Raw genomic sequence first — 26652 nt, 5'->3', positions numbered from 1 at the left:
AAGTCCTCGCCTATGCTGCGCTATGTGGGGCGCCGCGTTCTGCAGATGATTCCGGTGTTCATCGGAGCGACTCTGCTGATCTATGCGCTCGTATTCCTCATGCCGGGTGATCCTGTGCAAGCCCTGGGTGGTGACCGTGGACTATCCGAATCCGCGGCTCAACGCATCAGGGAAGAGTACAACCTGGATAAACCCTTCCTCGTCCAATACCTGCTCTACATCAAGGGCATCTTTACTCTTGACTTCGGCACCACCTTCTCCGGTCAGCCTGTGTCCTCGGTGATGGCCAATGCCTTCCCCGTGACCATCAAGCTCGCCTTCATGGCACTGGCCTTCGAGACCCTCTTCGGCATTCTCTTCGGCGTGGTCGCCGGTATCCGCCGCGGTGGCATTTTCGACTCCACCGTGCTGGTGCTGTCTCTGCTCGTGATTGCCGTGCCCACCTTCGTGATCGGCTTCGTGCTGCAATTCATGGTGGGCGTGAAGTGGGGACTATTGCCCACCACGGTCGGCCCCAATGAGTCCTTCGAGGCGCTGCTCATGCCTGCGATCGTGCTGGGCGCGGTGTCCTTCGCCTATGTGCTGCGCCTGACCCGGCAGTCGGTGAGTGAGAACCTCACCGCCGACTATGTGCGGACCGCCCGCGCCAAGGGCCTGAAGGGCAGCACGGTGATGAACCGTCACGTGTTGCGCAATTCTTTGATTCCCGTTGCCACCTTCCTCGGCGCGGATCTTGGTGCCCTCATGGGTGGCGCCATCGTGACCGAGGGCATCTTCGGTATCAACGGTGTCGGCGGTGCTATTTACCAAGCCATCCTCAAGGGCGAGCCCGCCACCGTGGTGTCCTTCACCACCGTGCTGGTGCTCGTCTATATTGTGGCCAACCTGCTCGTGGATTTGATCTACGCCGTGCTCGATCCGAGGATTCGCTATGCCTAAACCATCTCCCGCACACCTCAACCCCGAGAAGAACCTTCAGGGCCCCGCCTTTGAGACGAAGAAGGGCCAAGAGCACTTCGTTGACGCCGTGGATGAAACCGGCCTCGGTGCTGTCGACGCGGTGGCCGATGAGTCCGCACCGACCTCCCTCTGGGGCGAGGCGTGGCAGAACCTGCGTCGCCGTCCGCTGTTCTGGACCTCGGCCGTGCTCATGCTCGCCGCCATTGTGCTCGCTTTGGTCCCGCAGTTGTTTACCAGCGTGGATCCGCAGACCTGCGAGCTGGCCAACTCCCTCAAGGGGCCCACTGATGGTCACCCCTTTGGTTTCGACCGCCAGGGCTGTGACATTTTCGCCCGCACCATCTACGGGGCGCGTGCCTCGGTGCTCGTCGGCGTGCTCACCACGATCTTCGTCGTGGTGCTCGGCGTGCTCATCGGTGCCACCGCCGGCTATCTCGGCGGCATCGTGGACTCCATCTTCTCTCGCATCACCGACGTCTTCTTCGCGCTGCCGCTGGTGCTGGCCGCCATCGTGGTGATGCAGATGTTTAAGGATCACCGCACGGTGTTCACCGTGATCGTGGTGCTCGGCCTCTTCGGCTGGACCTCGATCGCCCGCATCACCCGCGGTGCCGTGATGAGCGTGAAGAATGAAGAGTTCGTCACCGCCGCTCGGGCCCTGGGCGCATCGCGCACCAAGATCCTGTTCAGCCACATCCTGCCCAATGCGGCGGCGCCGATCATCGTCTACGCCACCGTGGCTCTGGGCACCTTCATCGTGGCCGAAGCCACGCTGTCCTTCCTGGGTATCGGTTTGCCCTCGACGGTGGTCTCGTGGGGTGGCGACATCTCGCGCGCCCAGGCCTCGCTGCGCACCCAGCCGATGGTGCTCTTCTACCCGGCTGTGGCGCTGGCAATGACTGTGCTCAGCTTCATCATGATGGGTGACGTCGTGCGCGACGCCCTCGATCCGAAGGCAAGGAAGCGATAATTATGACGAATACTACGCCCCCTGCCGGCACCGATAGCTCCGCCGAGGTGGATCGCTCCGTGCCGCTATTGACCTTCGAAGATCTCAAGATTTCCTTCGAGTCCACCACCGGCACCGTGGATGCCGTGCGCGGCATCAACCTCGCCATCTATCCCGGGCAGTCCGTGGCGATCGTGGGCGAGTCCGGCTCCGGTAAGTCCACCGCTGCCATGTCCATCCTCGGGCTCTTGCCCGGCACCGGAAAGATCACCGGCGGCTCCATTACCTTCGACGGCCAGGACATCACCGATGTCTCCGAGAAGGAGCGCCAAGAATACCGGGGCAAGATGATCGGCTTGGTGCCGCAAGACCCGATGAGTAACCTCAACCCCGTGTGGCGCATCGGCACCCAGATCAAGGAATCCTTGCGCGCCAATAACGTGGTGGATCCGAAGGAGTACGACAAGCGTGTCGCCGAGCTGCTCGAGGAGGCGGGGCTGCCGGATGCGGAGCGCCGCGCCAAGCAGTATCCGCACGAGTTCTCCGGCGGCATGCGTCAGCGCGCCCTGATCGCCATGGGCCTGGCCGCGCATCCCAAGCTGCTTATCGCCGACGAGCCCACCTCGGCTCTCGACGTGACGGTGCAAAAGCGCATCCTGGACCACCTGGGCACCCTCACCGAGGAACTCGGCACTGCCGTGCTGTTTATCACCCACGATCTGGGCCTGGCCGCCGAGCGCGCCGAGCACCTCGTGGTGATGCATCGCGGCCGCATTGTGGAATCGGGTCCCTCGCTGAAGATTCTGCGCAACCCGCAGCACCCCTATACCCGCCGGCTTGTCGACGCCGCCCCCTCGCTGGCCTCCGCCCGCATTCAGCAGGCACAGCAGCAGGGTGTGGAGTCCACGGACAAGCTCAGCAGCGATCACTCGCAGGTACAGGACGAGGTGATCCGCGTGGAGAACCTCACCAAGATCTTTGATGTCCGCGGCGCCCGCGGCGCGAAGAAGGAACTGCGGGCCGTCGATGATGTCAGCTTCGGGCTGCGCACCGGCACCACCTTGGCGTTGGTGGGCGAGTCCGGCTCGGGTAAGTCCACGGTGGCGAATATGGTGCTGAACCTGCTCGACCCCACCGAGGGAAAGGTGTATTACAAGGGCACCGATCTGTCTACCTTGGGCCGCAAGGAGCTTTTCGATATGCGCCGCAAGCTCCAAGTGGTGTTCCAGAACCCCTATGGTTCGCTCAACCCGATGTATTCGATCTACCGCTGCATCGAGGAGCCGCTGAAGGTACACAAGGTGGGCAACCGCGAGCAGCGGGAAAAGCGCGTCGCCGAGCTGCTCGATGTGGTGCAACTGCCGCGCTCGACCATGCGCCGCTACCCCAATGAGCTTTCGGGCGGTCAGCGGCAGCGCATCGCTATTGCCCGCGCCTTGGCGCTGCAGCCGGAAGTGATCGTCTTGGACGAGGCCGTCTCCGCCCTCGACGTGCTGGTGCAGAACCAGATTCTGCAGCTGCTGACGCAGCTTCAGGATGAGTTCAATCTCTCCTATCTGTTCATCACTCACGATCTCGCCGTGGTGCGCCAGACCGCCGATGACATCGTGGTCATGCAAAACGGCAAGGTGGTGGAGCAGGGCAGCGCGGACGATATCTTCGATCACGCCCAGCAGGACTACACCCGGAATCTCATTGATTCCGTGCCTGGGCTCGGCATCGAGCTCGGAGCAGGGGACTAAGCCCCGCCCGCTCCACAACGCCACAAGGGCCGCCGCAGCACGTGCTGCAGCGGCCCTTAGGTGCTATCTAGGGGGAATTAGGCGGGATCGATGATCTCGTCGAGTTTCTCTGTGGGGCGAGCAATAACCACCCCGGAGGCACTACGCACAAAGGGTCGTTCGATCAGCCTCGGGTGGGCGAGCATGGCCGCGATAAGCTCCTCCTCCGGTGTCTCGGAGCTCAGCCCCAGCTCGGCATACTCGGATTCGCTGGTGCGGATCGCCTCATGTGGGCGCAGGCCAGCATCCGCGAGCAGGCTGCGGAGCGTCTGTTCATCGGGGGTGTCCTCGAGATAGCGCACGATGGTCGGCTCGATGCCGCGATCGCGCAGATACTGCAGCGCGGCACGGGACTTGGAACAGCGGGGATTGTGATAGATCAGGGTCATGCCGCCAAGGCTACCGGTGTGGAGCGCGGCGTCGTTAAGCGAATCAGCAGCCCGCGGGAGTGAGGGTGACGTTGTCCGCCCACTCGAGGGTGATACCGCGCGAGCGCAGCCACTGGTGCACATCATCGCCATAGCGGGTGATGCCTTCCACGGCGGTGAGGGTGCGATCGATGGCGCGCTCAGCTTCGGAGGCGGTGATGAGCCCAGCGGAGGTGGCGGCAGCGAGCTCGTCGATGTCGAGCACGTCGATGGGGGTGCCCGTGGTGGCTACGAGATCCACGTAGAGATCCCGCGTGGTCCAGGTGGTTCCCTCGCGGTTGATATCTGCGATGTCGATGTAGAGCTCTTGGTCTACATCCACCCCGGGGCGGAAGTGGAAAATATTGGCGCGCAGGCCGAGCTCGGGCAACAGCCACGATTCGAGATAGCCGAAGCGGGGATGATCCGCCCCGCGCGCCATGTACAGCCCGAAGTCTGTTTCGGTGTAGGTATCCACCGCGCGCAGGTAGCCCTTGGGGTCCGTGTTGGTCAGCGCGGAGACATCAAAGGTCTCCTGCTTTACGGGATGGAGATCCACAGTGGAGCCTCCATCCTTCGCATCGGCCTGGGAGGTGGACATGAGATACCTGCGCAGTCGCTCTTAGACGGTGAAGATCGCGGCGGTGGGGGCGAAGTGGCAGGCGGTCTCGGAGGTATTCACGGTGCCCTCGAGAACAGCGATGATGGTGCCCTTGCCGGTGGCTGCGGTGCCGTTGAGCGTGGCGGGGCCGTCGGGGTTGAGGCCGCCATCGTCCAGGCGGGAGGTGCCGAACTGCAGGGTGTCGATATTCATCCAGTGCACGTTGAGTGCGTCCTGCTGCTCTGCAGCCAGGCCGGGGGTGCCGAGCGCGGTGAATACGAAGCCGGCCTCATCGGCGGGAACACCCGGCAGCGGCAGATCGGCCGGACCGGGAACGGCGATGGCGGTGCCCACGGCGGTGTGCTCGCCGCCGATGCAGGAGCCGGCGATGGTGGGCCAGTAGAACTGGGTGAACTCGGGGGTGTTCTCCGGCTGCAGCAGCGGTGCACCCGCGGGGGAGTGGCCACCCTCGTAGAACTCCACGGCGGCGATCACGGCGTCGCGCAGCTGCTCGGGGATGAAGGGCTGGTTGGCGAAAGCGCGGGCCTGGGCCAGTACCTCAGGGGAGGGGCGGCCGAGATCGTCGATCAGCTGGGGATTGGTGATGACGGGAACCGTCATATCGGAGCTGGTCTGCGCGGTGGCCAGCGGGGCGGAGAGCGTGGCGCCAACGGTCAGGGCGGCAGCGCAGGCGACGGCGATCGGGGTACGGAGTTTCACGGGGTTTCAGTGTCCTTTCTTGGAAGCTGTACATGCGACGGGCACAAAGCTCTAGTCCACAGACTTCACTTAAACCACTTTAGTCACAACAGTCACAACACTAATACATTTCTCAGAGTGAGGCTAGGGCTGTGTTCACTATCATCGTCACAGCCACGGACGGAACAGGCTCGGGCCTGCGGGGCATCCGCCCCGGGGCGGCGTCGTCACGCGCAACGGCCGCTGTAGCTACCGCACTCTGTGAAGACATAAGAGGATGTGTCACTGTCGGAATAGATAGGTTTTTGTTGCCATTTCGTTACAATCTACTCTAAAAGATGTGGTATCGCCGGAAAAGGGGGTACACTCGGCTAGTCGTTGCCCGCGTATGACGCGAAGGCGACAGGCGCGTTCCCTTCTTCATCGTCTGCGCGCCGCGATCACCATCTATATTGCAGGAGTACACACAAGCCCGTGAGCGAAAACAACACTACCGCGCGCACCGAATTCCGAAACGTCGCCATTGTCGCACACGTTGACCACGGTAAAACCACCCTCGTCAACGCCATGCTCGAACAATCCGGTGCCTTCGGTGACCACGGAGAGATCGCCGATCGGGTGATGGACTCCGGTGATCTGGAGAAGGAAAAGGGCATCACCATTCTGGCCAAGAACACCTCCATTCGGCGCGTGGGCCAGGGCAAGAATGGCGAAGATCTCATTATTAACGTCATCGACACCCCCGGCCACGCCGACTTCGGCGGTGAGGTGGAGCGGGCGCTGTCCATGGTCGATGGCGTGGTGCTGCTCGTCGACGCCTCCGAAGGCCCGCTGCCCCAAACCCGCTTCGTGCTGGGCAAGGCCCTGGCGGCGAAGATGCCGGTGATTATCTGCGTGAACAAGACCGACCGCCCCGATGCCCGCATCGACGAGGTGGTCGAAGAATCCCAGGACCTGCTGCTCGAGCTGGCCTCCACTCTGGAGGACGAGGAAGCCCAGGCGGCCGCCGAGACGCTGCTGGATCTGCCGGTGCTCTACGCCTCCGGCCGCGCCGGCACCGCCTCCACCGAAAACCCCGGTGACGGCAATGTGCCGGATGCGAAGGATCTGCAGGAGCTCTTCAATGTGCTCTACGATGTGCTGCCCGAGCCCTCGGCCGATATCAACGCCCCGCTGCAGGCCCATGTGACCAACCTCGACTCCTCCTCGTTCTTGGGCCGTATCGGCCTAGTGCGCGTTCACGCCGGCGTGTTGAAGAAGGGCCAGCAGGTGGCATGGATTCACTACGACGATGAGGGCAATCAGCACACCAAGACCGTCAAGATTGCCGAGCTGCTCTCCACGGAGGGCATGCAGCGCGTGCCCGCCAAGGAGGTTATCGCCGGCGATATCGCGGCGATCTCCGGTATCGATCAGGTGATGATCGGTGACACCCTCGCGGATGTGGAGAATCCGACCCCGCTGCCGCGCATCACCGTGGATGAGCCGGCGATCTCCATGACCATCGGCGTGAATACCTCGCCGATGGCCGGTCGCGGCGGTGGCGATAAGCTCACCGCCCGCGTGGTGAAGGCCCGTCTCGAGCAGGAGCTCATCGGTAACGTCTCCCTGCGCGTACTGCCCACCGAGCGTCCCGACGCCTGGGAGGTGCAGGGCCGCGGCGAGATGGCGCTGTCCGTGCTGGTGGAGACGATGCGCCGTGAAGGTTTCGAGCTCACCGTCGGCAAGCCCCAGGTGGTGCCCAAGACCATCGACGGCAAGATCCACGAGCCCTTCGAGCACATGGTGATCGACGTGCCCGCCGAGTACCAGGGTGCTGTGACCCAGCTGCTGGCCAGCCGCAAGGGAATCATGATGTCCATGGACACCACCGGAAGCGACTGGGTGCGCATGGAATTCGAGGTGCCCGCCCGCGGTCTGATCGGCTTCCGCACCGTGTTCATGACCGACACCAAGGGCACTGGCATTGCCAATCACTACTCGGATGGCTACCGCCCCTGGGCCGGCGAGATCAAGGATCGCGCCTCCGGTTCCTTGGTGGCCGATCGCTCCGGTCAGGTCACCACCTATGCGCTGATGCAGCTGGCCGATCGTGGTCAGTTCTTCGTGGAGCCCGGCATGGAGGCCTATGAGGGTATGGTTGTGGGGCAGAACAACCGTGATGAGGACATGGACGTCAACATCACCAAGGAGAAGAAGCTCACCAACATGCGCTCGGCAACGGCGGACGCCACCTTTACCCTGGCGAAGGCGCATGTGCTCTCCCTCGACGAGGCCATGGAATTCTGTGGCCAGGACGAGTGCGTGGAGGTGACCCCGGAGCGCATTCGTGTGCGCAAGGTGATTCTCTCTGCCACCGACCGTGGTCGCGCCCGCGCCCGCGAGAAGGCCCGCAACAAGTAGCTCGCGACAAGTAGCCCGCAACACCTAGCGCGACTTCTCGGCCGCACCGGCCTAGCCGCTAGACTCATGAGGGTGATCAATGTGCTTCGCCGTGCCTCGCTGAGCTGCACCAGCGTGGTCGTCGCTCTCAGTATTGCCAGCTGTGCAGCCAATCCGGGCCCGCCGCCGGTGGAGGAAGTGGAGCGGACGATCAGTACCACGTCCTCCTCCACGCCGCCGGAGCGCCCCGAGGACATCGACCCCGCTGAGCGCAACAAGATCATCGTGGGCATGGATCCTTTGCTCAACGGTTTTAATCCGCATCTGATCGCCGATTCCACACCTTTTGTGGAATCCATGGCGGCGCTGGTGTTGCCCAGCGCCTTCGTCGGCGGTGAGCTCAATTCCTCTTTGCTCACCAGCGCCGAGGAGATAGAACCGGTCGGCGATGCGGTGCAGACGGTGCGCTATCAGATCAGCACCGCGGCTCAATGGTCTGATGGCACCCCCATCACCGGCTCCGATTTTCAGTACCTGTGGGAATCCATCGTCTCCACCCCGGGCACGACGGACACCGCTGGCTATCGCCAGATCTCGGGTATTCGTGTCAGCAATGGCGGCAAGTCCGTGGCCGTGGACTTTGGCCACCGCGTGGAGCAGTGGCAGAGGTTGTTCACGCACCTGCTGCCGAGCCATATTTTCCTTACCGGTACCGATGGATTCGACCGCGTTCTGGCCAACACCATGCCGGTCTCCGGCGGGCGTTATCAAGTCTCCTCCATTGACAGGCAGCGCGGTGAGGTGGTGCTGTCGCGGAATGATCGCTACTGGGGACTGCAGCCCGCGAAGATCGAAAGGCTCATTTTCCGCGAGATTCGCTCGGCCGGTAGCGCCGCTGAGATGATGCGCCGCAGTCAGATGGATCTGGCCGACCTCTCACTGGAGGAGACAACCGAGCCCGCCCTGCAGCTCGTGCCCGGGGTAGAGACCGCCACCCGCGTCTATCATCGCCGCCTCGACGTGGTGTTGAACACCCAGGCCCCCACGCTGAGCACCCCGGCTAGGCGGGCCGGTTTCATGAGGCTTATCGACGCCCCCCTCGTGGCCAAGCTCGCCACCGGCCGAAGTGCACATCTCGGGCTGGCGGATCCCAGCGAGTTCCCACAGCCAGAGATAGAGCCGGAGGCGCTGCCCACGGGCCGCTCCGTCGTGCTCGGCGTGGATGCCGCCGATGACGAGGCCGTGACGGCGGCGCGGTCTATCAGCGATCTCGCCGCGCAGCAGGGCATCGATGTGAACGTGATCCTGACAACCACCGCCGAGCTCTTTAGCACCCTCATGCCCGAGGGGCATATCGACGGTATTGTCACCCACTCCCGCACGGAGCAAGCCCCCATCGAGCTTGCGACCCGCTATCTATGTGGGGTGGCTGTGTCGCAGCTATGCGATAGCGATCTCGACGCCACACTGCGCGAGTATCTCGCCGGCGCGGTGGACGGCACCGCCGCCACCGAGGCGGTGCGGTCGGTGGAAAACCGCGAGATCCTGACCTACCCACTGTCCTATACCATCCGCCTTGATGCGGCAGGGGCGCGTATTATCGGCCCCGCCTCCACTTTCGCTGAGTGGCCCGTTGATCCTTATGCTGGGCGACTCGCCGGCGCCGCCAGTTGGAGCGTGCGCCAAGGCCTAGGCCCCAGTCGTATCGGCACCCCTGAGGAGAACACCGAAACCCCATGATCACCACTGTGCAGTCCGAGATGCCCTTAGATGGCGTCACCGTTTTTGCTGTCCACGCCCATCCTGATGATGAGGCCATCTGGACCGGCGGGCTCCTCGCCCATCTGGCGCGCCGCGGCGCGGATGTCATCGTGGTCACCTGCACCCTGGGTGAACAGGGAGAGGTGATCGGTGAGCCCTACCAGAACTTAGTCGCCGAGCACTCCGATCAGCTGGGCGGGTTCCGTATCCGCGAGCTCCAGGACTCGCTGGCGGCCCTTGGGGTGCGCGGGATTCACCTCGGCGCCCCGGGGCAGTGGCGAGACTCCGGTATGGCCGGCGATCCCTCCGCGGCGCACCCGCGGGCCTTGGTGAATAACCTGGATCAGGCCACCGAGCAGCTGCGGGAGCTCATTGCCGAGTACGACCCTGAGCTGTTGATCACCTATGGCCCGGACGGCGGCTATGGCCACCCAGATCACATCGCGGCGCATACCATCACCCATCGGGCCGCCCCGGAGCACATCCGCATCCTGTGGGCGGTGACGCTGGAGGAGGATCTCGAGGCCGGCTTCGCGGGAATCCGCTCCATTCCCCAGACGTGGCACCGCGCCGATGCGGAGATCGCGCGGGTCGAGCACGCCGATATTCGCCTGGCCCTGAGCCCTGCGGAGCAGGCCCAGAAGGTGGCGGCCATGCGGGCCCACGCGACCCAGATCTGGATCGCCGATGGCTCCGTGAGCGCCACCAACCCGGTGCCCGCGCAGGCCGAGGCGGATACTCCTGTGTTTGCGCTATCGAATCTCATTGCCCAGCCGGTGACGGCGAGCGAAAGCTATCAAATTGGTGCGGGGCCACAGCTGCCGCGCGAGGCCACGGATGTGTTCGATGAGGTGTGTGAGATCTATGAGCTCGGCGAGGATGAACTGGCCCGCCTCCCGCACTGTGGGAAGGAGGACTAAGCGATGCAGCTCAGCCATCCACAGCGCTACACCTACGCCGAGCACAGCACCGGTGAAATCGCCGGCGGCCTCCTGTGGTTATCGGTGGGATCGCTGGTGTCGGTGCTATTGGAGGTGGTCTATTTGGGCACGTGGATCACACTGCCGGGCGGGAACTCGATTCCTTTTCCCTACACCATCGTGATCGCCTTCTTCTTCACGGCGGTGCTGACCCGCACGGCGCGACTGTGGACGGAGAACATGCTCGCGGCGGCCGTACCGGCGATCGTGTGGGTGTCAGGTTATATGATCCTAACTTTTTCGGTGTCGGTGACTGGGGATATGCTTGTCGGGTCTAGTTTGCGCTCGGTGTTGTTACTTGCTGCTGGAATCGCGGGCGGTCTCATGCCGTTGTGGCAGAAAAGCCCGCGGCCCCCGCGCCCCGATGCGCACACCACACAACCATAGTTGTCACACATTTTCAGGAGTTAGCTCACATGACGTACACCATCGCTCAGCCTTGCGTCGACGTGATGGACCGGGCGTGCGTGGAAGAATGCCCGGTGGACTGCATCTACGAGGGCAAGCGTTCGCTCTACATCCACCCGGATGAGTGCGTGGATTGCGGCGCCTGCGAGCCGGTGTGTCCCGTGGAGGCTATTTTCTACGAGGACGATGTGCCGGATGAGTGGATTGACTACAACGACGCCAATGCCGCCTTCTTCGATGACCTCGGCTCGCCCGGCGGTGCTGCCAAGCTCGGCGCCCAAGACTTCGATCCGCCATTGGTCTCCGAGCTACCTCCCCAGGCTTAAAGGTTCAGGGAGGCTCTCATCGTGACCGCGCGTTCCCGCCAGCCCTTGGCCCGTCGCCTTCCCGCCTTCCCGTGGGATAGCCTCGGGCCTATTATCGAGCGCGCCCACGCCCACCCCGAGGGAGCCATCGACCTGACAGTGGGCTCGCCGGTCGATCCCGTGGCCGAGCCCATCGCCGAGTCCCTGCGCGCCCACGCCACCCATCCCGGCTATCCGCCGACCCTCGGCACTCCGGCGCTTATCGACGCTATCTCGCAGTCACTGCACCGCCGCTATGGCATACAGCCCGTGCCCGCGGCCGCGATTGTGCCCGTGGTCGGCACCAAAGAACTCATCGCCCAGCTGCCGTGGCTGCTGGGCCTCGGCGGCGAGCACCGCATCGCCGTACCGGCGATCGCCTATCCCACCTACGATATCGCCGCGCGGCTGTGTGGGGCGTGCGTCGTGGTGGCCGAAGAAGTCGCGGATATCACCGCCTCCGATGCGGACTTTGTGTATATCAACTCGCCATCGAATCCCACCGGCCGTGTCCGTAGCGCCGCCGAACTCAAGGAACTGGTGGCGTGGGCGCGCGAGACCGGGGCGATTATTGCCTCCGATGAGTGCTATCTCGGCTTGGACTATTCCGGTCGGGCTCGCTCCATCGCCCATCCCGAGGTGTGCGGGGAGAGCCTCGAGAACCTCATCGTGATTCATTCGCTGTCGAAGACCTCGAACATGGCCTCCTATCGCGCAGGTTTCATCTTCGGCGATAGCGGCCTGCTGGGCGAGGTGGCCGAGGTGCGCAAGCACTGCGGTCTATCGCTGCCTTGGGCGGTGCAACACGCCATGGTGTGCGCGCTGAGTAGCGAGGAGCACGAGCAGCAGCAGTACGAGGTCTATCGCCGCCGCCGCGAAACACTGCGCGCCGCCCTGGACGCCGCGGGGCTGCAGGTGGACTATTCCGAGGCGGGGTTGTACTTCTGGGTCACCCAAGGGCGCAGCGCCCAAGAGACCGTGGAGGCCTTCGCGGATCTCGGAATTATCACCGCGCCGGGCACCTTCTATGGCGATAACGAGCAGTGCCACAGCCATGTGCGCTTATCTATCACTGCCAGCGATAGCGCGATCGAGGCGGCGGCACGGCGCCTCGCGGGAGGCTTCGGCCGAGCGCCGGCTTAGGCCATTACCCGCGCTAGGGGCCTATGAAGGGTTCCTATTCTGCGGCATGCAGCGGGTAAACTCTGGATGAACACCAGCGGGTGGATACCCGCCTGAGCCGTATTCAACATGGCATTCGCTAGGGGAGAGAGTAGTGACTAACCACCAGGTAGCCCAGCCGCGCAGCGGTTCGGGGGCCTCACGCTATCGCCGCAATTTCCGGCAATTCCTCAAGTTTGGCATTGTCGGCGCCTCCGGCGTTGTGGTGAACTTCCTCACCGTGGTGGTCGTGAAGAAAATCCTCGACGGTGGCTTCGGTATTCACGAAGAAGACGCCGCCATGAACCTGCTGGGCACCCAGTTTCACATCCGCTGGTTCCACATCATCTTGACCATCGCCTTCCTGGTGGCCAATATGTCGAACTTCCAGCTCAACCGCATGTGGACCTTCCGCACCTCGCACCGGCCCTCCTGGCTGAAGCAGTTCATCCCCTTCCTCATCGCCGGGCTCGGGGCGCTGGTAGTCACCCAGGTAGTGTCCACCTTGCTTATCAACCCAGAGTCGCCCGTGGCTCTGCCCTCGGATATCTTCGATGGCTCCACGGGGCTGCGCACCAAGCTCTACTGGGCGGCCCTAGCCGGTACGGCGGTGGCCATGCCCGTGAATTTCGTAGTGAATAAGCTGTGGACCTTTAGAAAAACGCGGGTGGTACTGGAGCAGGCGCCGGTCTAGCCGGGCGGCGACGACTCACAAAGAACTGCACAGATACACCACACCCCGAGATGCCTGGATATGCGGCGTCTCGGGGTGTGCTGTGTGTGGCGACCAGCAGGGGGCTTATGCCCCCACACTCTGCTGCGTAGTTACTTCTTTCGCGCCGAACCCTTCGTGAGGAAGGACAGGGCGACAAGCGCCAAGGTCAGCACCGTCACGGAGCTGACTTGGGGGCGGGAGGAGGCGTCGAAAAGCATGAGGATGGTCAGCCCCGCCAGCATGGCGAGGGTGACCCAGCCGAGCCACGGATAGCCCCACATGCGGACCGAGATTTCCTTATTGCGCTCCATCTCCGGGTGCAGCTTGAGATAGCTGGCGACGATGAATCCCCAGATGACGATGAGGCAGCCGCCGACAGCATTGAAGAGGAACTCCAAAAGCCCCGCGGGGTTCCACCACTGCAGGGCCACGGAACCGAAAGCGAAGATCACTGAGAGGATCACCGCGAGCGTGGGAACCTGGTTAGTGCCGCTGAGCGAGCGGAATGCCTTCGGCGCGTAGCCGCGCTGCGCCAAGGAGTAGACGAAGCGCGAAGTGGCGTAGATCTGGGCGTTGAATGCCGAGAGCAGCGCCAGCACGATCACGGCCTCCATGAAGCCCACCGTGCCGGGGATATTCGCCATGCCCAAAATGATGGTGAAGGGAGAATCCGCCGCGGAATCGGCGCCGCCGATACGGGAGTAGGGCAGCAGGAAGGTAATCACCAGCACTGCGCCCAGGTAGAACACGGAGATACGCCAGATCACCGAGCGCACCGCCACGCGAATGGACTCGCGGGGCTTTTCGGACTCTGCCGCGGCGATGGTGACGATCTCAATACCGCCGAAAGCGAAGGCCACAGCCAGCAGGCCGGCGGCGATACCGGAGATGCCATTAGGGGCGAAGCCGGCGTCGATGAAGTTGGTCAAGCCTACGGCCTCGTGGCCAGGCAGCCAGCCCATAATCATGAGCACGCCGACGATCAGGAAGAAGATAATCACGGCGACTTTGATGAAGGCGAACCAGAACTCGAATTCGCCGAAACCGCGCACTGCGGCCAGATTCACGATGGCGAAGAATACTACGCAGACGAGCGCCGGGATCCAGGGAGCCACCCCAAACCACGAGCCCATGATGGCGGCCGCGCCGGTCATCTCCGCGCCCATCACCATGGTGAGCATGAACCAATACATCCAGCCGAGCGTGAAGCCAGCCCAGTGCCCGAAGGCCATTTCCGCATATTCGGAGAAGGAGCCGGAGCGCGGGCGGGCAGCAGATAGCTCGCCCAGCATCTGCATCACAAACACCACGATGATGCCGGCCACGATATAGGCCAAGAGCACCGCCGGGCCGGCGGCCTTGATGCCCACGCCGGTGCCAAGGAAGAGTCCCGCACCAATGGCGGAGCCGAGCCCCATCATGGTCAGGTGGCGGGTTTTTAAGCCTGAGCCGAGTGTGTTCTCAGCTGTGTCCACGGTAGTCATGGTTAGCTAGCGTATTACACTCTGTACCGCTCGGTACATTTTCTGCCAGCCGCCCCATCACATAAGGGGTAGCACGCAGGCGCAATGCTGCCCCTTCGGCGCCCGATATGTCCCTTAGCTAAAGCTGTTATAGCCCGGTGTTGCCTGCTGTGGCGCTTGGGAGGCGACGATCGTGCCGGCGCTTGCTGCGCAGCGCACGGTCCAGTTGCTCCCACCGGCCATGTCCGCGGCGGTGCCCCACCGGCCCTGCTCCATGGACGCGCCGGGCTGGGGGAGGTCGCCGTCGAAGAAGAGCACGGGGGTGTGTGGCTCCAGCACCACGTTGTTGCCGATGCTGCAGTGATCTCCCAGATCGAGCCCGATGACGCCGGCGCTGACCCCGAGCACGCAGTCCTCGCCGATGGTGGTGGGCACCCGCGGATTGCTCTCGCTGCGCCCTGCCATCACGGTGGCGGCCAAGCCGACCCGGGTATTTTCCCCGATCACCGTGCCGGAGGACATGCGCCCCTCGATTTTGCTCGGCCCCAGCGAGCCGGAGTTGAAGGAGACGAAGCCCTCGCGCAGCACCGAGGTGCCGGGGGCGAGATAGGCGCCGAGGCGGACCCGCTCGGCCTCGGCGATGCGCACCCCAGAGGGCACCACGTAGTCGACCATGCGGGGCAGACGATCGACGCCATAGACGTGGATGAGGCCGCGGGAACGCAGGGAGGTGCGCACGAACTCGAAATTATCGGGCAGGCAGGGGCCCTTATTGGTCCACACCACAGTAGAGAGGAGATCGAGCACGCGATCCATGTTGATCTCGTGGGGGCGGACAATGCGGTGCGAGAGCAGATGCAGACGCAGGAACACATCGTGGGCATCGAGCGGGGGCTGAGAGAGATCGCGGATGGTGGTGGACACCGCCACCTGTTCCACCATGCGGTCCTCGTCGATACGCACCAGCGACAGCATTTTTGGGGTCAGTCGATGAGCACCGAGGCGAGTGGTTCCGGAACTCGAGGGCAGCGTGTGCGAGTCCGCGTCCATCATCAGCTCGGGGTGGGGATACCAGGTGTCGAGAACAGTCCCATCCATCGCGATATTTGCAATTCCCACTGCAGTGGCACCATGTGTGAGCATGAATCTCATCCTACCTTCAGCTTGCTGCGGCTTAAGTATGGGCAGGGTTCGGCCCGCGGCGCTCCCAGACACGCCATCGCCACGGTGTAATGAAAGCAGAATGCCGCCTCCTGCGCACAGCGGTAGGGCGGGGTAGCCTTGGCAGCGCACTGCGTGTGCCCGTGGTGTAATCCCACGCCGTGTTCGCGCGCAACGGCTAGTGTGAACAGCTACAAACAGATGTCTGAAGCGAAGAATGGATGAGCATATGACCAGCGACACCACCCCTGACTCGCCCCGCCGTGGCCTCCGCGGGCCGGTATTGATGCGGCAGCAGTCCCCGCAGGAATCCACCACCGATCAACGGCTCTTGGATCACTCCGCCGCCGCGGACTGGCTGCACACCGATCCCTGGCGGGTGCTGCGCATCCAGTCCGAGTTCGTCGAGGGCTTCGGCGCCCTCGCGGAGCTGCCGCCGGCGGTGACGGTCTTTGGCTCTGCCCGCACCGCGCCCGATCATCCTTATTACGTCCTGGGCCGGAAGCTCGGCGCGGCGCTCGCCGAGGCCGGTTATGCCGTCATTACCGGCGGCGGCCCGGGCCTGATGGAGGCCACGAACCGCGGCTGCAGCGATGCCGATGGGCTAAGCGTGGGCTTGGGCATTGAACTGCCGCACGAGCAGCACCTCAACGAGTGGGTGGATCTGGGCCTGAACTTCCGCTACTTCTTCGTGCGCAAGACCATGCTCTTCAAGTACACCCAGGCGTTTGTGTGCCTGCCCGGTGGCTTCGGCACCTTGGATGAGCTTTTCGAGGCGCTCGTGCTCACCCAGACGGGCAAGATCACCAACTATCCGATAGTGCTCATCGGCACCGAGTTCTGGGCGCCGCTGAAACAGTGGATGCTGGACCGGGTGATCGAGGAGGGCTTTATTGACGAAGACGATGTCGATCGCTTCATCATCACCGACGATATAGACGAAGCAGTGCAGCACATCACCCGCGTACACAGTGAGTTCGGCTTGGCCGAGCCACCCGCGGCGCCGCAGGCTTAGCCCAGGGTAGACCCGAGCACATACGAGAGAGATCTTCATGCCCGCTTTGTCCCCCGCGTTTCGGCCCGGCCCGCTGCCGGCGGTGATGGCGATCATCAATCGCACCCCCGACTCCTTCTATGACCAGGGAGCCACGTTTAGCGACGACGCCGCCCTCGCCCGCATCGACCGCGTCGTTGGCGAAGGAGCCACGATTCTCGATATCGGTGGGGTGAAGGCGGGGCCCGGCGAGTTCGTCTCTGCTGCGGAAGAGGTGGACCGGGTGGTGCCGATCATTGCCGCCGCCCATGAGCGCCACCCCGAGATAGCGATTTCGGTGGACACCTGGCGCACCGAGGTGGCGCGCGCCGCCGTGGAGGCAGGCGCGAGCCTTATTAATGACACGTGGGCGGGGGTGGATTCGGAGCTGGTCGAGCTCGCCGGGGAGAAGAAGGTGGGCTATGTGTGCTCCCATACGGGCGGGCAGCAGCCGCGTACCCGCCCGCACCGGGTGCGCTATGACGATGTGGTGGCCGCCGTGATTGCCGAGACCAGTGCCCTCGCCGAAAGGGCCGTGGCGTGCGGGGTACCGGAGAATAAGGTGCTGATTGATCCCACCCACGATTTCGGCAAGAACACCTATCACGGACTTGAGCTTTTGCGCCGCATCGATGAGGTCGTGGCTACCGGCTGGCCGGTGCTCATGGCGCTGTCGAATAAGGACTTTGTAGGCGAGACCACCGGCCGTGCCGTGGATAAGCGGGTGGCGGGCACCCTCGCGGCCACAGCGCATGCCGCAGCGCACGGGGTGGCGGCGTTTCGGGTCCACCAAGTCAGCGATACCGTGGATGTTTGCCGCATGGTCGCCGCGATCTCCGGCGATATGGCGCCGGTGCGGGCGCAACGAGGGTTGATCTAGGCGGCACGCCCCGCGCTAGATAGATGCGCGCGAATCGATGCTGCTGCCACGCTCCTGATATAACGAGACATATGACTCCGTCTGCGCCGCCCCTTAAGTGTTCCGAGCACCTCGGCGGCGCCAGCGTCTCGGTGGTGATTCCTGCCCTCAACGAGGAAGCCACCGTGGCCCAGGTGATCGCGGCCGTAGAGCAGGATGATCCAACAGAGATCATCGTCATCGACTCCGACTCCGAAGATCGCACCGCCGCCCGTGCCGCCGCCGCGGGAGCACGGGTGCTTAACTGGCGCGAGATCCATCCTGCTATTGCGCCCCACCCCGGCAAGGGCGAGGCCCTCTGGCGCGGGCTTGCCGCCGCCAGAGGCGACTATGTGGTGTTTGTGGACGCCGATCTACAGAATCCGCCACCGCACCTCGTCCGGCGCCTGCTCGCGCCGCTGGCCGATCCTGGGATCCACCTCGTCAAAGCCGCCTATCGGCGACCACTCGGCGAGGATCCACACGGCGGTGGCCGCGTCACCGAGCTCACCGCCAAACCTCTGCTGCGGATTCTGCACCCCGAGCTCGGCCACATCTCCCAGCCCTTGGCGGGGGAGTATGCCCTGCGTCGCCCGAGTGCCCGCGCCTGCTCCTTCATCATTGACTTCGGCGTGGAAATCGGAATTATGCTCGATATCGCAGCACGCTTCGGCCCCGCCGCCATTGCCGAGGCGGACCTGGGGGTCAAACGCCACAAGCATCGTCCGCTGCAGCAGCTGGCCCATACCGCCGATAGCGTGGCCCGAGTCCTGCTCGAGCGTGAATCGTGTGCCAGCCGGCCGCCACTGGAATCGCTCGGCGTCGCGAGTAGCGACGCTGCGGCGCACAGCATGCCCACCACACCGTGAGCTGGCCCACTGTGAGCCGCTCAAGGCTGAGTACACCGGACAAAAGCAACGCATGGCCGCGTTCTACGGCGTAGGATGTATGGGTAGTTGTAACAATTTTTTTGTCATAGTGGAAGGCTTATCGTGGCTGCTCAAAAACCGCGCACGGGGAATGGACCATTGGAAGCTGTCGAAGAAAACCGGAAAATCGTGGTGCGGATCCCCGCTGACGGTGGCGGCCGCTTGGTGGTGGAATTGAGCAAGGATGAAGCAGCCGAGCTTGGCCACCATCTTCTTGATGTTGCGGAGGCCTAGCCTGCCGCTTCCTTCTTCGCCCTAGCGTTCGTGCTCGGCACGGCCACCGGTGAAGTTTGGGTGCTCCTCCTCCTGGTTGTACCATGGGCAAAAATGTTCTGTGCCCAGTGCAGCGAGGAGGATTCCTTGTATGCACTACTTATGCTGCGTAAACCATTGCGTGCGGTGATGTTGCCGCGCGGCGCAGTTGAACCGAACAAAGATGTAGATAGGCGGTAGCCGTGCTCGATGATGTAAGTGACCTCCTCGCCGACCCTGTGGATGGCACCCCGCTGGTGTCCCACGATGGCTACCGCAGCCTGGTGTCGGCGACGGGGCGTAGCTATGAGGTCTCTGCCAAGGGCTTTGTCACCCTCGCGGCGAATGGCCGGCTGGCCCATGATGGCGATGACGCCCAGATGGTGGCGGATCGCGAAACCTTTTTATCCCAGGGGCACTACGCACCATTCGTGGAGGCCGTGACCCAGGGCGTGCATGAGGCCCTCGAGGACGCGGGAGTGGGCAACGATATCGCCCCCGCCTTGTGCGAGATTGGCGCCGGCACGGGCTACTATTTGTCGCACACGCTGGATGCGGTGGATGATTCCCGCGGCGTGGGCATCGACGTCTCTATTCCCGCCGCGGAAAAGCTCACCCACTCCCACTCGCGCGTCGGCGCCGTGGTCGCTGATGCTTTAGAGCGCCTGCCGTTGCTCGATCGCTCCATCCACGCCCTCACCCTGATCTTCGCCCCGCACAATGCCGCGGAATGTGCCCGTGTGCTCGCACCCGGCGGGAACGTAGTGATGCTCAACGCCGAACCCGGGCACCTGAGTGAACTGCGGGAGCCACTCGGCATTCTGGACGTGGAGCAGGGCAGTACCGAGCGCCTGATCGAGGAGATGTCGGAGTATCTCGTCCCGGTGCAGCCGCCGCAGTTGGTGGAATTCCGCATGAGCCTCGATCAGCCCTCTATCGCCGCCCAGATCGGGATGAGCCCCTCGGCGCGCCACATCGAGCCGGAGGTACTCGCCGAGCGCGTGGCTGTGCTGCCCAAGCGCATGGAGATCACCGCCCGCGCCAGCATCACCCGCTTCGCTCGCGTCGGCGACTAGTTCGGCGACTAACCGGCAGCTAACCGGCGACTAGCCGGTACAGCTCAAAAAACAGCACTGGGCCCGCACCCCTCATGCATACACATAGGGGGGTGCGGGCCCATAAGCGATGAGCAACCAGCCGCGGCGGCTAGCCGGGTTTAGAGCGGCTCGATCTCCATGGTCGATTCCACCCGTGCGCCATGGCGGGCGGTGTAGGTGATGGACTGGCAGCCGCCATCGAAATACACCCGCGAGGCCATCGCGATCAGTCCGCCGTCGGCAAAGACTTCCACGGTGGAGCCATCCACGATGAGGGAGAGCGCCTCGGTTTCTTCGCTGCTGCGCTCCGCCACGGCGGGGACACTGCCCTCGTGGTGTGGGTTCATGCTGCGATCCAGCGTGATCTCATCGGAAGAATAGGACACGCGCGCAGCGACGGCGCCCGTGGCGTCGCGGAGCTCGATATCGACCACGGCGTCCTCGCTCGGCTGCGCATCCAGGCGGGCAATGAAGGCGCGGGCGTGCTCGGAGGCGCGGATGGCGTCGGGAAGCCCAGCGCGCGGGGTTTGGTAGAGGATGCCGCCCTGCAGGGTCACTCGGCGCGGCAGGGTGAGGCAATTGGCCCAGTTTTCCTGCTGCAGGCTCAGATGGGTGGTGGGATCGTCGCCACGCCCCACCCCGTTCATCAGGCCAAACATGGTGCTGGATGCGTAGCGCGCCGCGGGGTCGGTGTTGAAGCCGGTCACCACATTGGTGTTGCGGGGGCGGGAGAAATCATGGCCCCGGTCGAGGCGGGTGAAGGGGGTGATCACGCTGAACTCGGAGTCGGTGAGAGTGCCCACCAGATAGCCGGAGATATCGCGGCCGTCGGTTTCAACGGTCAGCAGCAAAACATCATAAATCTTTTCGTCCACCTCATCCTGCAAGCGAATCAGGCGGGGAGAGACGATGCGCTGATACTGGCTGACGCCGCTGGGCGTGCCGACGCAGCGCAGCGGGCCCACGAAGTTCCAGTCGCGGCGATCGGCGGACTCGAAGACCACAATGTCAGGGTTGTCGGAAGAACCGGCCACGGCGAGCATGATCCAGCCGTGGTGATCATCGCGTTGCGTGGAGCGCCAATCAGGAACCACGCAGGGCGAGCGGAAGTGGGAATAGCCGTGGCAGTCCGAGACCACGGTGTGCACATTGTCCACATGCCTATCGAGGTGCGAGATGTCATCGGCCACTGTCTCGGTGGTGGCGTCCGCGTCGGCGATCTCGGCCACCTTGATGGTGGTGGCGTCCGCGGAGACGGCCGTGAAGAAGATGTCGATGCCCTTACCCACGGGGATCACCGAGCCGGCACGCAGCTCGACCTCGTCGCCGTGGGTGGCGAGCACATCATCGCACACGTCCCAGTCATAGGGCAGGGAGCGGGAGGCCTGGTGCCCCCAGCGGGAGCTCGCCGAGGCGCTCGGCTTGTACTGGTTGAAAACGTGCCACACGTCGTCGTGCAGCAGCACCCCAGCGGGGGCCGCGAGAATGCCTTCTTCGGCGGTGACGTGTAACTCGGGGCGGTGGCTCATAACGTACCTAGTGTTTCTTTCGACAACTGTGTTCGGGCACCGATTGGCTGCTGCGCACACCCAGTTCACAATGGGTAGAGCGTTGCGGCGTCGATAGTACTTAACTTTTTACTTCCGTGGTGTGGATCTGCTCATCGAGGTTCTCCGGGGCGAGGTCGGCGCGGGAGAAATCCGAGGAGAGTGGCAGCCGCAGGTTCAGCTCCGTTGCGGGGCAGAGCTCGATAATCGCGTCCTTGACGCGGAAATCCAGCACATGCCCGCCGCGGTTGCGCGCATCATCAATGAAGTGCACGTGGCAGCCGGGAACGGAAATACCTTTTTCGTAGACGGGGGTGCGGAACCCGCCGATCACACCGGAGACATCCGCAAAATGCATCTCGGTATCGTCTGCCGTTGCCTCCACCATAGGCCGATAGGGCTTTTCCTGTCGGGTGACCGTGCGCACGGACACATCGTGGAACTGGCCGCTAATCCGCACGGCGTACATGTAGTTTTCGCTCGGCTGGAGCGAATCGATATAGGTGCCGAGATCGCTGCGCGACATGTCATTCGGCGCGTGGGCGCTAATGCGCGGCACGAAATTGGTCACCACTGTGAATGGCGAGCACTGGTCCAGGCGCGCTGGGCGGGCCGTGCCGTCGCCGCGCACCTGATAGCACTGACCATCGACGATGATCATCTCCCCATCGAGGGCGTCGAAGGTGCCAATTCCAAAATTGCCCTGCCCCAGCAGCTCACTCACCGTCATGTCGCCGTCGTAAATGCCATCGAGCAGCGCCGTCATCAGCGAATTTTGAAAAATCGTATGTCGTTCCACCGGCGCGAGCTGGGTGCTGTGTGTGGGGTAGTGGGTCATGGCCCCAGCCTAGTCGCGACTCCCAGGATGCTGCCGCACGCTTATCGACGCCATCTCGCCTGCCCATAAAACACCTCTCCCGCCCACAGCGGCGTGCTGGAGCGGGAGCAAGGGTGCGGCTACGAGCAGTTACATCAAAGAACGGTAGACATCAATGGTCTGCTCGGCGATGGTGGCCCAGGAGAACTGCTCGACGGCGCGCTGCCGGCCCTTCTCGCCGATCTCCTTGGCGCGAGAACGATCAGCCACCATCTCATTGACCGCGGCGGCCAAGTCGCGCTCGAAGGCCTCGGTGTCCTCGGCATCGTAGTGCACGAGGCTGCCGGTGACGCCGTCATTGACCACCTCGGGGATACCTCCCACATCGGAGGCGACCACGGCGCTGCCGCAGGCCATGGCCTCGAGATTGACGATGCCCAGCGGCTCGTAGATGGAGGGGCAGACGAAGGTATCCGAGGCGGTGAGGATTTCCTGAATCTTCGGCTTCGGCAAAAACTCCTGCACCCAGAACACGCCGTCGCGCTGCTGTTGCAGCTGTCGCACCAAGGTGGCGGTGCGCTCGCCGATTTCGGGAGTATCCGGCGCGCCGGCGCAGAGCACCAGCTGCACGCCCTCATCGAAGTGGGAGGCGGCCTTGACCAGGTGCTCTACCCCCTTTTGGCGGGTGATGCGGCCCACGAAGGAGACGATGGGCTTGTTCGGGTCCACGCCGAGCTCACGGAGCACGGAGTCCTCGTTGTCATCGAAGGTGGGGCGGGGATGCCACAGCTCGGGGTCGATGCCGTTGAGAACCACGTGAATGCGGTTCTCGTCGATGCGCGGATAGGCCTCCATGATGGCGTTTTTCATCTGTGCCGACACAGCGATCACCGCATCGGCGTATTCCATGGTGTTCTTCTCCGACCACGAGGACACCTCGTAGCCGCCGCCGAGCTGCTCGCGCTTCCACGGCCGGTGTGGCTCGAGGGAGTGTGCGGTGGCGATATGGGGGATGTCGTAGAGGCGCGCCGCCAAGTGCCCGCCTAGGCCCGAGTACCAGGTGTGGGAGTGCACCACATCCACATTGTGTGCGGCAGTGGCCATGCGCAGCCCCGTGGAGAGGGTCTTGATGGCCGGGTTGGCATCCTCGAGTGCGGGATCCACTCCGTGGACATACACATTCTTCTCATCGCGGGGCGCACCCATGCAGTGAACATCGACGTCAACGAGCTCGCGCATGAAGCGGGTCAGCTCCGCCACATGCACGCCTGCGCCGCCGTAAATCTCCGGTGGGTACTCCTTGGTCATCATTCCAACTCGCATAATCCCCACAGTAGTGTGACCTCGCGAGCGAGGGGGCGGAAGTGTGTATGGGGTAACCCACTTTTCCGGCGCGTCTACCTAAAAGGGGATAGATTGGAAGGCGTGAAACGCCAACCACATGTTCTAGCAATTGTCCTTGCTGGCGGCGAAGGTAAGCGCCTGTATCCCTTCACCGCTGACCGCGCCAAGCCAGCCGTTCCCTTTGGCGGCACCTATCGCCTCATCGATTTTGTGCTTTCCAATCTTGTCAACGCGGGATTCATGCAGATTTGCGTGCTCACCCAGTACAAGTCGCACTCCTTGGACCGTCATATCTCTCAGTCGTGGCAGCTCTCTGGTCTCGCTGAGCAGTACATCACCCCAGTGCCCGCGCAGCAGCGCCTGGGTAAGCGCTGGTTCACCGGTTCCGCAGACGCCATTTTGCAGTCGCTGAACCTGATCTATGACGAAGAACCGGATTACGTTATCGTCTTCGGCGCCGATCACGTCTACCGCATGGATCCCTCCCAGATGGTGGAGGAGCACATCAAGTCTGGGAAGTCCGTCTCTGTGGCCGGCATTCGCGTGCCCCGCTCCGAGGCCACCGCCTTCGGCTGCATCCAATCCGATGAAGACGGCAATATCACCGAGTTCCTCGAGAAGCCCGAGAATCCGCCGGCTACCCCGGACGATCCGGACGTCACCTATGCCTCCATGGGTAATTACGTGTTCACCACCAAGGCCCTCATCAAGGCCCTGCTGGATGATGAAGACAATGACGACTCCGAGCACGATATGGGCGGAGACATCATCCCCTATTTCGTGGAGCGCGGCGACGCCCACGTCTATGACTTCATGGCCAATGCGGTGCCCGGTTCCACCGAGCGCGATCATGGCTACTGGCGCGATGTCGGTACCGTGGACGCCTTCTACGAGGCCCATATGGATCTCATTAGCGTCCACCCAGTGTTTAACCTCTACAACAAGCACTGGCCCATCCACACTTCCGAGATCGGCAACCTGCCGCCGGCCAAGTTCGTGCAAGGCGGCATAGCGCAATCCTCGATGGTCTCCTCCGGCTGCATTATCTCCGGCGGCACGGTGCGTAACTCGGTGCTGTCGAACAATGTGATCGTGGAGGACGGTGCCACTGTCGAAGGCGCGGTGCTGATGCCCGGCGTCCGTATTGGCAAGGGCGCGGTGGTGCGCCACGCCATCTTGGACAAGAACGTCAAGGTGAGCGAGGGCGAGTTCATCGGCGTCGATCACGAGCGCGATAAGTCCCGCTTCAAGGTCAGCCCCGGCGGCGTGGTCTGCGTGGGCAAAAACGAGATCGTCTAGCTAGACCCACACGTTGCAGCGCCTGGGCTTCTCCCATGAGGACAAGCCTAGGCGCTGACGTCTATGCTGTGGCGTCGCGAGTATGCGTGACGACGCTTGTCTCGCGGCTTAGGGGCGCTTGCTGATGATGCTGAGACCGCCGGCCAGGGGGAGGCGGGTGACGAGGGCATCGTGATAGTCGCGCAGTTGTTCGTCGAGGGCGCGGGCGGCGGCGGTGTCTCGGTCTGTGCGGGACTCATCGGCCACGGTGCCATCGAGCAGGCTCGCGGCCACAATGATCATGCCGGAGGGGCGAATCAGCGGCCACGCGGAGTCCACAAAGGCCTGCATGTCCTGCGGGGCCACATCGCCATAGACGATGTCATAAGAGTTCGTGGCTAGCCGGCCCATCACCTCGAGGGGGCGCGAGGGCAGGAAGCGGAAGCGCGAGGCTGCGATACCTGCCTCGGTGAAGCTCCGGCGCGCCAGTTTCTGGTGCTCGAGCTCTGGGTCGATACAGGTGAGATGTCCCGCCGGGCCCATGCCCTCGAAGAGGTGCAGGCCCACCACTGCGGCGGCGGGGGTGACAGCAATTGCGCTTGGTTCTGCGCCACGGGCAGCTTGGGAGCCCAGCAGAGTCAATACGGAGCCGCTGATCGCGTCGAGGGTGGGAACGCCGAATTCCGCTGCGCCCTCCGTTGCGGCCTGCAGGCTCTCGCTGGTGACGGCGGTAGAGCGAATGTAGTCAGTCAAAGCACGGTATGCAGTCTCAGTCACGCGCCTTATTTTAAAGTGGCGGTGCGCAGGGCGGGGGAACAACGCACCACCAGCAGCAAAGCTGTGACAGGTGTGGCTTAAGTGCCATACAAGGGCGCAGCGGCTGTGCTGACAGCACATTCCCAGTCGAGCGTTACGGGATTGTTGTGCGGAACTCAGTTATTTCTTATCTCCATACGGCACAATAGCTCTCATGACTGATCGTCCTGCCCTCGCTTCGCCCGCCGCTGCAGAATCCCCTACAGCTGCAGCGTGTGAGGAACCGCTTCACGGCACTGCTGCCTTCGATGCAGGACAAGGATCGATGCCCAGCTGGGCCGAGCTCGTCGAGGAACACGCAGATAGCGTGTATCGCCTCGCTTTTCGTTTGTCCGGTAATCAGCACGACGCTGAGGATCTCACCCAAGAGACCTTCATGCGTGTGTTTCGCTCGCTAAAAAACTACCAACCGGGCACCTTCGAGGGATGGCTTCACCGCATCACCACCAATTTGTTTCTCGATATGGTGCGCCACCGCAACAAGATCCGGATGGAATCGCTGCCCGAGGATTATGAGCGCGTTCCCGGCACAGTTTTGACCCCTGAGCAGGCCTATCACGTGGCCAATCTGGATCCCAGCTTGCAGGAGGCCCTCGATAGTTTATCGCCCGATTTTCGTGTGGCGATCGTGCTCTGTGACGTACTTGGCATGTCCTACGATGAAATTGCAGATACCCTCGGGGTAAAAATGGGAACTGTACGCAGCAGGATTCACCGCGGCCGTACCCAGCTCCGAGCTTCTTTGGAACGGGCCGCCGCAGCGGATGATGAAAACGCGAAGCTATTGGTGCCTCACCACAGCTAGCGCCGGAACTGCTGCCGCAGCTGCTGCAGCACAGCACACATGAACACACGAGCACATTGAAGGT

At 63.2% G+C, this 26652-nt stretch carries 26 protein-coding genes; 17 read left to right on the top strand and 9 right to left on the bottom strand.

The window, feature by feature from the left end; all coding sequences use genetic code 11:
• Positions 1-12 precede the first annotated feature (12 nt).
• Genes KR227_RS04095 through KR227_RS04085 form a run of 3 tightly spaced genes read left to right on the top strand, consistent with a single transcriptional unit; the run spans position 13 to position 3651 of the window.
• Positions 13-939 (top strand): ABC transporter permease, encoded by a 927-nt coding sequence (locus tag KR227_RS04095; protein ID WP_218363859.1) that lies wholly within the window; start codon positions 13-15, stop codon positions 937-939.
• Positions 932-1930 (top strand): ABC transporter permease, encoded by a 999-nt coding sequence (locus KR227_RS04090; RefSeq protein ID WP_218363857.1) that lies wholly within the window; start codon positions 932-934, stop codon positions 1928-1930. Before KR227_RS04095 ends, KR227_RS04090 begins: the two co-directional genes overlap by 8 nt.
• A 2-nt stretch (positions 1931-1932) precedes the next feature.
• A complete protein-coding gene (locus tag KR227_RS04085) occupies positions 1933-3651 on the top strand; it encodes an ABC transporter ATP-binding protein (RefSeq protein ID WP_218363855.1) in 1719 nt (572 codons plus the stop codon).
• Positions 3652-3728: 77 nt separating this feature from the next.
• On the opposite strand, the gene arsC is transcribed toward KR227_RS04085, so the two are convergent.
• From arsC to KR227_RS04070, 3 genes are read right to left on the bottom strand one after another with little or no spacing between them, the layout of a single operon-like run.
• Positions 3729-4079, bottom strand: a complete 351-nt coding sequence (arsC, locus tag KR227_RS04080; RefSeq protein ID WP_218363853.1) for an arsenate reductase (glutaredoxin) — start codon at positions 4077-4079, stop codon at positions 3729-3731.
• Between the two features lie 43 nt (positions 4080-4122).
• Positions 4123-4698 (bottom strand): DUF402 domain-containing protein, encoded by a 576-nt coding sequence (locus tag KR227_RS04075; RefSeq protein WP_218363851.1) that lies wholly within the window; start codon positions 4696-4698, stop codon positions 4123-4125.
• A gap of 21 nt (positions 4699-4719) precedes the next feature.
• Positions 4720-5418: a hypothetical protein gene (locus tag KR227_RS04070; protein WP_370625157.1), complete on the bottom strand. Its 699-nt coding sequence runs from the start codon at positions 5416-5418 to the stop codon at positions 4720-4722.
• A 453-nt stretch (positions 5419-5871) separates the two neighbouring features.
• Here KR227_RS04070 and typA point away from each other — a divergent pair, with 453 nt between their 5' ends.
• From typA to KR227_RS04035, 7 genes are all read left to right on the top strand, one after another.
• Positions 5872-7800, top strand: a complete 1929-nt coding sequence (gene typA / locus KR227_RS04065) for a translational GTPase TypA (RefSeq protein ID WP_218363849.1) — start codon at positions 5872-5874, stop codon at positions 7798-7800.
• A 72-nt stretch (positions 7801-7872) separates the two neighbouring features.
• Entirely contained in the window at positions 7873-9519 is a 1647-nt protein-coding gene (locus KR227_RS04060) for an ABC transporter family substrate-binding protein (protein ID WP_218363848.1), read from the top strand.
• The gene (gene mshB, locus KR227_RS04055; RefSeq protein WP_370625156.1) at positions 9516-10460 is read left to right on the top strand and encodes an N-acetyl-1-D-myo-inositol-2-amino-2-deoxy-alpha-D-glucopyranoside deacetylase; all 945 of its coding nucleotides are present in this window, start codon (positions 9516-9518) and stop codon (positions 10458-10460) included. Before KR227_RS04060 ends, mshB begins: the two co-directional genes overlap by 4 nt.
• 3 nt (positions 10461-10463) lie before the next feature.
• Entirely contained in the window at positions 10464-10907 is a 444-nt protein-coding gene (locus KR227_RS04050; RefSeq protein ID WP_218363847.1) for a hypothetical protein, read from the top strand.
• A gap of 29 nt (positions 10908-10936) precedes the next feature.
• Positions 10937-11254: a ferredoxin gene (gene fdxA, locus KR227_RS04045; RefSeq protein ID WP_151549115.1), complete on the top strand. Its 318-nt coding sequence runs from the start codon at positions 10937-10939 to the stop codon at positions 11252-11254.
• Positions 11255-11275: 21 nt separating this feature from the next.
• Positions 11276-12415, top strand: a complete 1140-nt coding sequence (gene dapC, locus KR227_RS04040) for a succinyldiaminopimelate transaminase (RefSeq protein ID WP_218363846.1) — start codon at positions 11276-11278, stop codon at positions 12413-12415.
• Between the two features lie 133 nt (positions 12416-12548).
• Positions 12549-13127: a GtrA family protein gene (locus KR227_RS04035; protein ID WP_218363845.1), complete on the top strand. Its 579-nt coding sequence runs from the start codon at positions 12549-12551 to the stop codon at positions 13125-13127.
• Positions 13128-13258: 131 nt separating this feature from the next.
• On the opposite strand, the gene KR227_RS04030 is transcribed toward KR227_RS04035, so the two are convergent.
• Positions 13259-14632, bottom strand: coding sequence for an amino acid permease (locus tag KR227_RS04030; RefSeq protein WP_218363844.1), 1374 nt, complete (start codon positions 14630-14632; stop codon positions 13259-13261).
• 114 nt (positions 14633-14746) lie between these two features.
• On the bottom strand, positions 14747-15754 hold the full coding sequence (locus tag KR227_RS04025) for a DapH/DapD/GlmU-related protein (RefSeq protein WP_218363843.1): 1008 nt from the start codon (positions 15752-15754) through the stop codon (positions 14747-14749).
• A 247-nt stretch (positions 15755-16001) separates the two neighbouring features.
• Between KR227_RS04025 and KR227_RS04020 the strand changes: the two genes are divergently transcribed.
• The 5 genes from KR227_RS04020 to KR227_RS04000 all read left to right on the top strand — a co-directional run bounded on the left by KR227_RS04020 (position 16002) and on the right by KR227_RS04000 (position 19960).
• Entirely contained in the window at positions 16002-16787 is a 786-nt protein-coding gene (locus tag KR227_RS04020) for a TIGR00730 family Rossman fold protein (protein WP_218363842.1), read from the top strand.
• Positions 16788-16824: 37 nt separating this feature from the next.
• Positions 16825-17685, top strand: coding sequence for a dihydropteroate synthase (gene folP, locus KR227_RS04015; protein ID WP_218363840.1), 861 nt, complete (start codon positions 16825-16827; stop codon positions 17683-17685).
• A gap of 71 nt (positions 17686-17756) precedes the next feature.
• Entirely contained in the window at positions 17757-18572 is an 816-nt protein-coding gene (locus tag KR227_RS04010; RefSeq protein WP_218363839.1) for a glucosyl-3-phosphoglycerate synthase, read from the top strand.
• 123 nt (positions 18573-18695) lie between these two features.
• On the top strand, positions 18696-18866 hold the full coding sequence (locus tag KR227_RS04005; RefSeq protein WP_151529904.1) for a DUF3117 domain-containing protein: 171 nt from the start codon (positions 18696-18698) through the stop codon (positions 18864-18866).
• Between the two features lie 221 nt (positions 18867-19087).
• Positions 19088-19960: a methyltransferase domain-containing protein gene (locus KR227_RS04000; RefSeq protein ID WP_218363838.1), complete on the top strand. Its 873-nt coding sequence runs from the start codon at positions 19088-19090 to the stop codon at positions 19958-19960.
• 140 nt (positions 19961-20100) lie between these two features.
• Here KR227_RS04000 and KR227_RS03995 read toward each other — a convergent pair whose 3' ends face one another.
• From KR227_RS03995 to glgA, 3 genes are all read right to left on the bottom strand, one after another.
• Positions 20101-21510, bottom strand: coding sequence for a GH32 C-terminal domain-containing protein (locus tag KR227_RS03995; RefSeq protein WP_218363837.1), 1410 nt, complete (start codon positions 21508-21510; stop codon positions 20101-20103).
• A gap of 100 nt (positions 21511-21610) precedes the next feature.
• Complete coding sequence (budA, locus tag KR227_RS03990) at positions 21611-22366, bottom strand: acetolactate decarboxylase (protein WP_218363836.1); 756 nt, start codon at positions 22364-22366, stop codon at positions 21611-21613.
• Positions 22367-22495: 129 nt separating this feature from the next.
• Positions 22496-23668: a glycogen synthase gene (gene glgA / locus KR227_RS03985; protein ID WP_218363835.1), complete on the bottom strand. Its 1173-nt coding sequence runs from the start codon at positions 23666-23668 to the stop codon at positions 22496-22498.
• A 102-nt stretch (positions 23669-23770) separates the two neighbouring features.
• Between glgA and glgC the strand changes: the two genes are divergently transcribed.
• The gene (gene glgC / locus KR227_RS03980; protein ID WP_192795942.1) at positions 23771-24988 is read left to right on the top strand and encodes a glucose-1-phosphate adenylyltransferase; all 1218 of its coding nucleotides are present in this window, start codon (positions 23771-23773) and stop codon (positions 24986-24988) included.
• A 108-nt stretch (positions 24989-25096) separates the two neighbouring features.
• Here the strand turns inward: glgC and KR227_RS03975 are convergent, their stop codons facing one another.
• The gene (locus KR227_RS03975; RefSeq protein WP_151641058.1) at positions 25097-25744 is read right to left on the bottom strand and encodes an O-methyltransferase; all 648 of its coding nucleotides are present in this window, start codon (positions 25742-25744) and stop codon (positions 25097-25099) included.
• A gap of 193 nt (positions 25745-25937) precedes the next feature.
• Between KR227_RS03975 and sigE the strand changes: the two genes are divergently transcribed.
• The gene (gene sigE / locus KR227_RS03970; protein ID WP_218363834.1) at positions 25938-26588 is read left to right on the top strand and encodes an RNA polymerase sigma factor SigE; all 651 of its coding nucleotides are present in this window, start codon (positions 25938-25940) and stop codon (positions 26586-26588) included.
• The last annotated feature ends 64 nt before the right edge of the window (positions 26589-26652 follow it).

The organism is Corynebacterium sp. TAE3-ERU30, from assembly GCF_019209925.1.
Lineage (GTDB): Bacteria > Actinomycetota > Actinomycetes > Mycobacteriales > Mycobacteriaceae > Corynebacterium > Corynebacterium megadyptis.
The sequence above is the reverse complement of the archived record's forward strand: the minus strand, read 5'-3'. Positions and strand labels throughout refer to the sequence as shown.